1 protein-coding gene is annotated in these 402 nt (G+C 35.8%); it reads right to left on the bottom strand.

Annotated elements, in window-relative coordinates; translation table 11 throughout:
• The coding region (locus ACFINZ_RS10605; protein ID WP_375701494.1) for an EVE domain-containing protein at positions 1-260 on the bottom strand (260 nt) is incomplete at its 3' end.
• Between the last annotated feature and the right edge of the window lie 142 nt (positions 261-402).

Genomic DNA, 402 nt, shown 5'->3' with positions numbered 1-402 from the left:
CGGATATTTACACATTCCCAACGTGGATCTGCGGTTGTAGAGTCTGGGTGTGCTTCAGCACAGACTTCTACAATGCCTACGATTTCTAATCCTTTATTTGAATGATAAAAAAAGCCTTTATCGCCATATTTCATGGCGCGCATATTGTTACGGGCTTGATAATTGCGGACACCATCCCATTGTTCGCCATCAGCACCTTTTTGCTTCTGCATGTCCCATGACCATTTATGGGGTTCAGATTTAAAAAGCCAGTAAGCCATGAGACCTCCTTTTTCATGAGACTATGTCACATTTTATAAAACATAAAAATTTATATAGCATATCAATAATGATTTTGGATTTTAAATGGAGTAAAGAGTGCTTCTTATCAATTTATTTTTTGCTTTTTTTCAAAATAATAAA

The sequence above is a fragment of the Bartonella sp. AA81SXKL genome (genome assembly GCF_042196945.1).
Classification (GTDB): domain Bacteria; phylum Pseudomonadota; class Alphaproteobacteria; order Rhizobiales; family Rhizobiaceae; genus Bartonella.
The sequence above is the reverse complement of the archived record's forward strand: the minus strand, read 5'-3'. Positions and strand labels throughout refer to the sequence as shown.